At 45.9% G+C, this 6,399-nt stretch carries 8 protein-coding genes, 12 tRNA genes and 1 rRNA gene; 19 read left to right on the top strand and 2 right to left on the bottom strand.

The genetic code is table 11. The annotated features are described in order from the left end of the window. Positions 1 to 33: 33 nt before the first annotated feature. From rrf to ACWNM1_RS23450, 13 genes are all read left to right on the top strand, one after another. Positions 34 to 150: ribosomal RNA gene (gene rrf / locus ACWNM1_RS23510) — 5S ribosomal RNA — on the top strand. Between the two features lie 6 nt (positions 151 to 156). Beyond that, a tRNA-Asn gene (locus ACWNM1_RS23505) sits at positions 157 to 232 on the top strand. A gap of 1 nt (position 233) precedes the next feature. Next, positions 234 to 309, top strand: a tRNA-Thr gene (locus tag ACWNM1_RS23500). An 11-nt stretch (positions 310 to 320) separates the two neighbouring features. Continuing rightward, positions 321 to 395, top strand: a tRNA-Glu gene (locus ACWNM1_RS23495). Positions 396 to 435: 40 nt separating this feature from the next. Beyond that, a tRNA-Val gene (locus ACWNM1_RS23490) sits at positions 436 to 511 on the top strand. 43 nt (positions 512 to 554) lie between these two features. After that, positions 555 to 629: transfer RNA gene (locus ACWNM1_RS23485), tRNA-Gln, on the top strand. Between the two features lie 5 nt (positions 630 to 634). After that, positions 635 to 707: transfer RNA gene (locus ACWNM1_RS23480), tRNA-Lys, on the top strand. A 15-nt stretch (positions 708 to 722) separates the two neighbouring features. Next, positions 723 to 806, top strand: a tRNA-Leu gene (locus ACWNM1_RS23475). Between the two features lie 6 nt (positions 807 to 812). Next, positions 813 to 887, top strand: a tRNA-Gly gene (locus ACWNM1_RS23470). A gap of 8 nt (positions 888 to 895) precedes the next feature. After that, a tRNA-Arg gene (locus ACWNM1_RS23465) sits at positions 896 to 972 on the top strand. A gap of 30 nt (positions 973 to 1,002) precedes the next feature. Then, a tRNA-Pro gene (locus ACWNM1_RS23460) sits at positions 1,003 to 1,076 on the top strand. Between the two features lie 11 nt (positions 1,077 to 1,087). Beyond that, positions 1,088 to 1,161 (top strand) — tRNA-Gly (locus tag ACWNM1_RS23455). Positions 1,162 to 1,175: 14 nt separating this feature from the next. After that, positions 1,176 to 1,249: transfer RNA gene (locus tag ACWNM1_RS23450), tRNA-Pro, on the top strand. A gap of 101 nt (positions 1,250 to 1,350) precedes the next feature. On the opposite strand, the gene ACWNM1_RS23445 is transcribed toward ACWNM1_RS23450, so the two are convergent. Then, positions 1,351 to 1,764, bottom strand: a complete 414-nt coding sequence (locus ACWNM1_RS23445) for an ImmA/IrrE family metallo-endopeptidase (RefSeq protein ID WP_076285600.1) — start codon at positions 1,762 to 1,764, stop codon at positions 1,351 to 1,353. Positions 1,765 to 1,795: 31 nt separating this feature from the next. Then, positions 1,796 to 2,224: a helix-turn-helix domain-containing protein gene (locus ACWNM1_RS23440; protein WP_449602831.1), complete on the bottom strand. Its 429-nt coding sequence runs from the start codon at positions 2,222 to 2,224 to the stop codon at positions 1,796 to 1,798. Positions 2,225 to 2,511: 287 nt separating this feature from the next. Here ACWNM1_RS23440 and ACWNM1_RS23435 point away from each other — a divergent pair, with 287 nt between their 5' ends. From ACWNM1_RS23435 to ACWNM1_RS23410, 6 genes are all read left to right on the top strand, one after another. Further along, positions 2,512 to 3,006, top strand: a complete 495-nt coding sequence (locus tag ACWNM1_RS23435; RefSeq protein WP_042194591.1) for an ArpU family phage packaging/lysis transcriptional regulator — start codon at positions 2,512 to 2,514, stop codon at positions 3,004 to 3,006. Between the two features lie 426 nt (positions 3,007 to 3,432). Further along, the gene (locus tag ACWNM1_RS23430; RefSeq protein WP_449602830.1) at positions 3,433 to 3,846 is read left to right on the top strand and encodes a phage tail terminator family protein; all 414 of its coding nucleotides are present in this window, start codon (positions 3,433 to 3,435) and stop codon (positions 3,844 to 3,846) included. Next, complete coding sequence (locus ACWNM1_RS23425; protein WP_449602829.1) at positions 3,843 to 4,022, top strand: hypothetical protein; 180 nt, start codon at positions 3,843 to 3,845, stop codon at positions 4,020 to 4,022. The genes ACWNM1_RS23430 and ACWNM1_RS23425 overlap by 4 nt, the downstream gene beginning before the upstream one ends. Continuing rightward, positions 4,022 to 5,344 carry a phage tail sheath family protein gene (locus tag ACWNM1_RS23420; RefSeq protein WP_449602828.1) on the top strand — a complete coding sequence of 441 codons (1,323 nt, stop codon included), beginning with the start codon at positions 4,022 to 4,024 and terminating at the stop codon, positions 5,342 to 5,344. The genes ACWNM1_RS23425 and ACWNM1_RS23420 overlap by 1 nt, the downstream gene beginning before the upstream one ends. 1 nt (position 5,345) lies before the next feature. Continuing rightward, positions 5,346 to 5,816, top strand: coding sequence for a phage tail tube protein (locus ACWNM1_RS23415; protein ID WP_449602827.1), 471 nt, complete (start codon positions 5,346 to 5,348; stop codon positions 5,814 to 5,816). 113 nt (positions 5,817 to 5,929) lie between these two features. Further along, a complete protein-coding gene (locus ACWNM1_RS23410; protein ID WP_042131197.1) occupies positions 5,930 to 6,352 on the top strand; it encodes a phage tail assembly chaperone in 423 nt (140 codons plus the stop codon). Positions 6,353 to 6,399: the final 47 nt, after the last annotated feature.

Here is a 6,399-nt window from a genome sequence, read left to right as displayed (position 1 = left end):
ATCAAGCCTGAGCATTTACGCTGTAAATGCCCGTTTGGTGGCGATAGCGGAGGGGTTCCACGCGTACCCATCCCGAACACGACCGTTAAGCCCTCCAGCGCCGATGGTACTTGGACCGAAGGGTCCTGGGAGAGTAGGACGTTGCCAAGCGGATATTCCCTGATAGCTCAGTTGGTAGAGCACTCGACTGTTAATCGAGTTGTCACAGGTTCGAGTCCTGTTCGGGGAGCCATGCTCTCATAGCTCAGCAGGTAGAGTGCTTCCATGGTAAGGAAGAGGTCACCGGTTCGAATCCGGTTGAGAGCTCCACAGATTTGCAAGGCCCGTTGGTCAAGGGGTTAAGACACCTCCCTTTCACGGAGGTAACATGGGTTCGAATCCCATACGGGTCACCAACTTTTACTTGTACTTACCCTTAGAGGGTCCCATAGATATGGAGGCTTAGCTCAGCTGGGAGAGCATCTGCCTTACAAGCAGAGGGTCGGGGGTTCGATCCCCTCAGCCTCCACCATAATCTTCCTGAGAGATTATGGGCAACATAGAGGTACCATCAATGGGGATTAGCCAAGTGGTAAGGCAACGGACTTTGACTCCGTCACTCATAGGTTCGAATCCTATATCCCCAGCCAAGTGCGAGCCATTAGCTCAGTTGGTAGAGCACCTGACTTTTAATCAGGGTGTCGAAGGTTCGAGTCCTTCATGGCTCACTTTTATTATTACATGCGCGTGTGGCGGAATGGCAGACGCACCAGACTTAGGATCTGGCGTTTCACGACGTGGGGGTTCAAGTCCCTTCACGCGCACCACTTATTGCGGACGTGGCTCAGCGGTAGAGCATCGCCTTGCCAAGGCGAGGGTCGCGGGTTCGATTCCCGTCGTCCGCTCCATAATTTTTGCGCCCTTAGCTCAGCTGGATAGAGCGTTTGACTACGAATCAAAAGGCCGGGAGTTCGAATCTCTCAGGGCGCGCCATTTTTTTATTAAGCAATTATAGTATTTTAACGGGATGTAGCTCAGCTTGGTAGAGCACCTGGTTTGGGACCAGGGGGTCGCATGTTCAAATCGTGTCATCCCGATTTTCACCTTTGCGGGTGTAGTTCAATGGTAGAACTTCAGCCTTCCAAGCTGATAGCGTGGGTTCGATTCCCATCACCCGCTCCATAATTTTATAGTAACGGGATGTAGCTCAGCTTGGTAGAGCACCTGGTTTGGGACCAGGGGGTCGCATGTTCAAATCGTGTCATCCCGATACTCAGCTTAATTGCTCTTAGAAAGCTCTTACTTCGGTAAGAGCTTTTTTTGTTATGTATAGAATTAAAACACGCATAAATTCATATAACATATGTTCTATCATTCTTCCAAAAGAAACTGTACTTCTGGCGGAATGCCAATCCGTAGATAATAACTTTTACAGGATTCTTCTTGCTCAGGATTACTGCCTATGGATAGTAGCTTTACAGCAAAGACGTTAGCTTGACGCTCAAGCTTGCCGGGAGAGAAGTAAGAGCTTTCTTCTAGGAAAAAGCGGTTAATCCCCTTGTGAAGGCGATCATGTCCTAATTCATGCGCACAAACGAAGCGCTGCCACTCAACTGGCAACTCATTATGAATGACGATAAATCTTCTTCTTAGTTTTCGGTAATATAATCCCTTTGTGCCTGTCCCAAGGTTCATGAAACGAATGTGAATACCCAGCGCTGAGGCCAGCTCGAACGGACAGTTGGTTTTATATTTTTTAATCAGATTATTGATCAGTTCATCCATATTCTTCACCTGCAGCATGTTAGTGTTGTTATTAAGTGTTGTTGGATTTATTTCTTTTGTTCATCTGTTTGGCTTCCCAGAATAAGCCGGTCAGTACATCTTTTATCCTCTGCTTGTCATCCTTGTCTAATGGAATTCCATCAAACATCAGCTCTCCATCATCCTCCAGCATTTTACGGAAGTCACGTTTATCCTTGTTTGTAGCCCACTCTGGGACAATCTCTTCGCTTGGAAGAGCCTGTTCCTGCAAATACCCCGCTTGATCCATTAGCTCCTCGTACGGGACTCCTGTAGCCTCTGCTATTTTGCGTAATGTAGTTGGCTTAGGAACTCCTCTTAGACCATTTTCAATCCGTGAAATCTGTGATCCGCTAATACCTGCTGCTGCTGCCAATTGATTAATAGTGAGTCCCTTAGTTTCGCGAAGTTGCTTCATATAATCCCCAAAATCCTGTTTCATCTCAACCACTCCTTATAGACTGAAGCTTATGTTATTAATATAAGCCATTTTTGCCAATTGGTAAACAACAAAGCGTATATTATTGCCAAAAGGCAAGATAATGGAGGGAAAGCTATCCTTTTTCGCCCAAAACAGACTCAAACGGGGTTTTACGAGATTGGTAGAGAAGTGGTATATTATAGAAAAATACGAACAGAATACGAACACTTTTATATTTTAGCACATTGCTTAGGAAACTTCCGCAATTTAATCTCATTCTGTTAAAACCTAAAGGAGTGCATAAAATGATGAACTTATCTGCTTTACCGGAGCTAGACCGTCGCCGAACCCAGGTCGCTATAGAGAGCATGTTGGAGAAATACCGTATTTTTAAGACCGTTACATTTGAGGCTAAGGAAGCCAGTACTACTTATTCGTATACAGAAAGATTTCATGGTCCTACGAATACTGTTACTGATCAGACTGCTGCGATAGCTTCTTATAATGTGGATATACCGGCTGCTAGGAGGGCTTTTTGCTCGGCGATAGACTCTGTGGTAGAAAGACTCGATACGAGGGAGCAGCAATTAGTAAGAGAGCGTTATATGAAAAGAGACGAAACGTACGATTATACGATTTACAATCATGTGTTTGATCCACCGGTGAGTAAGGACACTTACGTGAAGATACGTTCGAAGGCTTTTTATAAGATGGCTTTGGCTTTAACGGATCTCGGTCTACTGTCCCTTAACACTTTAATAACAGCACCTAGAGTGAAGAAAGAGAAGATTAGTATTACTTAAGAGAAATAGACGGTTACTAAAAGACTGTGTCGTCCGAGCGGGTGATGCGGTCTTTTTTTATTGATTTTATGATCCTCCGAAAAACCGCTCTATACCATCCCAAAGCTAGCTTAAACCTCGTCGGTATACCGTCTCTGCAAGGCAAATAGGGGTATATATTTATAACATGGCAAATGAAGCAAAAAGAACACCGCAAGAGCATGAATGCTCTGCTAATAGTTCAACCCTAGTGGTGATGAGAACAAATCTAGCGGTGAAAGATTCTTTTGGCATTGGCCTAGTGTAGAAGGGTATTATCCAACATTGGATAGTATCCTTTTTGTTCTTAATTTTAGTAGAGGGGGTGTCTTCTTAAATGTTAATGCAATTGAAGGTTAACACCATCAAAGATCGGCGAACCGCCGCAGTTCAGAAAGGAATGGAGTGATGTCGGTACAACAATTACGAGAACACATTACGAGTGCGCTGGAGAGGTACTTTCCAGATGTGCCTGTATATGTGGAGGGGGAGAAACCTCAGACGGATTATTTTTATCCCGGACTGATCTCAGCGACTCTGGATCGGCAGCGGGAAGGCCGATATTTAGCGGTCTATCGCTTCGGTATCCGTTATGAACAAGGCAGTCTGCTGGAAGCTGAGAGAATGGCAGATAAGCTGAGTGAGGCAATGGCAGGGATGGAGCAAGAGGGTGGCTCCTTTCGTGTAGCTAGGCAAGCCTGGGAAGCTGGGGTAGAGGGGCATGGACCACTTTTTACAACAGACTATATGGTGTATTTGCAAAGTGAGAAGCCTGACCCCATTAAGATGGGACATATGATAGGAGGAGAAAGACTGAAATGAGCACAAAGGTGAGTAATGGAGATCGTTTTGGTAAAGAGCAGATTGTGAATTCACCGCTTTTTACGGCTAAGGAAAAGGATGTGCTGAACGTTATTTTGCAGGATGACAAAAGTTATACGATCGAAGAAGCGAAGCAATCTATGGGATTGTTTATGAATAAGGAGGTTTTGAACTAATGGCAGGCGGAACATGGACAACTCAAAACAAAGTGCGCCCAGGGGTGTACGTAAATGTAGCATCGAATCAAGGTGTCATCGGCAAAATGGGAGAACGTGGGATTACTGCTTTGGCACTTGCCTTATCTTGGGGAGAAGCTGGAGTGATCATGAAGATTACCCCGCAGGACGACGTGAATAAGCTGCTAGGTTATGATTTGGAACACCTAACATTACTGCCAGTACGCGAAGCGCTGAAACGTGCGGGAACATTGCTGCTCTATCGATTGAATGAAGGAGTTAAAGCGGCGGTAACAAATAGCGGCCTCCAGGTAACTGCTAAATACGGTGGTGTACGCGGAAATGATCTTTCTGTTGTTATTGAGAAGAATATTGAGAATAATGCTCTTTTTGATGTAAAGACACTGCTGAATGGAACTGAACTGAATAAGCAAACGGTTGGAACGGCTGAAGAGTTGATCGCTAACGATTATGTACAATTCCAGAAAAATGGCGCAGAAGGCTTGAAGCTAACCGCAGGGATGCCGCTTATTGGCGGAGCTAATGGTACGGTGACAAATGGTGCGCACAGCGATTTCTTGTCTGCTCTTGAGGTGCTTGAGTTCCAAACGGTTGGACTAGTATCGCAGGATAGTACGCTTAAGGCGCTGTATAGCTCTTGGGTAAGACGACTACGGGAAACGGAAGGTAAGAAAGTGCAGGCTGTACTATCGGATTATGCTACTGCGGGTCATGAGGGTGTGATCAGCGTGAAGAATGGGGTAGTACTGAGTGACGGAACTACGATTGATAAGACCAATGCTGTTGCTTGGGTGGCCGGTGCTACGGCTGCTGCTGCGGTGAATCAATCGCTGACTTATCAGGGATATGACGACTCCGTTGACGCTGATGTGCGGCTTAGCCATTCTGAGACGACTGAAGCTTTGCTGCGAGGTGAACTGCTCTTTACTTACAGTGGAGGCCGAGCTGTGGTAGAGCAAGATATTAACACGTTTACGGCATTTTCTCCGGATAAAGGCAAAGCGTTCTCCAAAAATCGTGTGCTGCGCGTGCTGGATGGGATTGCGAATGATCTGAAGCGTATTTTTGAGAACTACTACATTGGTAAGGTAGCCAATAATGAAGATGGACGGGCTCTGTTCTGGTCACAATGTGCGACTTATATGAATGATTTGCAGGATATGGGTGCGATTGAGGGCTTTAACGCGCAGACAGATGTTGTCGTTGTGGCTGGTGCGGATAGTGATAGTATCGTGCTGGATGTGGCTGTGAAACCGGTAGATTCCGTAGAAAAAGTATATATGAAAGTGAAGGTGGTTTAAGATGGCATTTTTAAAAGCTAGTGATACGATTTCCGGCCAGGAGGGCCGTGCGTATACCGTGATTGGCACGCAAGCTGAAGAGATGTTCTATGTGAAGACGCTTGAAGCAACGGTAGAAAAAACAAAGGCGGAAGTGAAGACACTCGGCCGACGTGGTGTTCAGCATAAAGCGACTGGCTGGTCGGGCAGCGGTTCGATGACGATTTTTTATATGACTAGCCGTTTTCGCCAGATGATGCTCGATTATATGAATACAGGGGTCGACCAGTATTTCGATATTGAGGTTACGAACGAAGACCCATCGTCCAGTGTTGGAGCACAACGCATTATTTTAAAAGGCGTGAACCTTGATAGTGTCATCATGGCTTCTCTTGATACAGAATCAGATGCGCTGGAAGAAGAAGTGAGCTTTACCTTTGAAGACGTGCAGATTGTGCAAGCTTTTGGCGCTCCAGCAGGCTCCGGAAACTAATAAAGACAACTAGATAGGAGCAAGTAAGGCCCGGGCGTGCAGGTGAGCGGCGGGTCTCTTCTCTGTCTAGTTAGTAGTACTAGAAGAAACTAAATCATTTTAGGAGGAAGACCATGAGTGAATTAAGTTTGTTTTTTGCGCAAAATGTAGCATGTGACACGACCGAGGAGTTTGTGGTGTCGCAGCGGTTTAAGGATAAGGAAGGGAACGCAGTTGCCTGGAAGCTACGCAGTATGAACGAGGATGAGAATCAGGAATGCCGTAAAGCTGCTACTCGTAAGGTCAAAGGTAAGAACGGAGTGTATACCTCCGAGATTGAACCGAATGATTATATGGCTAAGCTGATGACTTCAAGTGTAGTGCATCCAGATTTGAAAAATGCTGAGCTACAGCGTTCTTATGGTGTTCTTGGTGCCGAAACGCTGCTGCGTAAAATGCTGCTTCCAGGTGAATTTGCCGCGCTGGGTGAACGGGTACAAGCCTTGAATGGCTTCGGTACAGATATGAACGAGCTGGTGGATGAAGTAAAAAACTAATCAACGAGGGCGACAGCGAAGCGAACTTAGCTTACTACGCCCTCCAC

This window comes from Paenibacillus sp. Marseille-Q9583 (assembly GCF_976954365.1).
This window is presented reverse-complemented; position numbering and strand designations above follow the sequence as displayed.

Bases quoted from the DNA above. Each gene is read 5' to 3' on its own strand.
- ACWNM1_RS23445 (WP_076285600.1), bottom strand. From the start codon at position 1,764: ATGGATGAACTGATCAATAATCTGATTAAAAAATATAAAACCAACTGT.
- ACWNM1_RS23440 (WP_449602831.1), bottom strand. From the start codon at position 2,224: ATGAAACAGGATTTTGGGGATTATATGAAGCAACTTCGCGAAACTAAG.
- ACWNM1_RS23435 (WP_042194591.1), top strand. From the start codon at position 2,512: ATGAACTTATCTGCTTTACCGGAGCTAGACCGTCGCCGAACCCAGGTC.
- ACWNM1_RS23430 (WP_449602830.1), top strand. From the start codon at position 3,433: ATGTCGGTACAACAATTACGAGAACACATTACGAGTGCGCTGGAGAGG.
- ACWNM1_RS23425 (WP_449602829.1), top strand. From the start codon at position 3,843: ATGAGCACAAAGGTGAGTAATGGAGATCGTTTTGGTAAAGAGCAGATT.
- ACWNM1_RS23420 (WP_449602828.1), top strand. From the start codon at position 4,022: ATGGCAGGCGGAACATGGACAACTCAAAACAAAGTGCGCCCAGGGGTG.
- ACWNM1_RS23415 (WP_449602827.1), top strand. From the start codon at position 5,346: ATGGCATTTTTAAAAGCTAGTGATACGATTTCCGGCCAGGAGGGCCGT.
- ACWNM1_RS23410 (WP_042131197.1), top strand. From the start codon at position 5,930: ATGAGTGAATTAAGTTTGTTTTTTGCGCAAAATGTAGCATGTGACACG.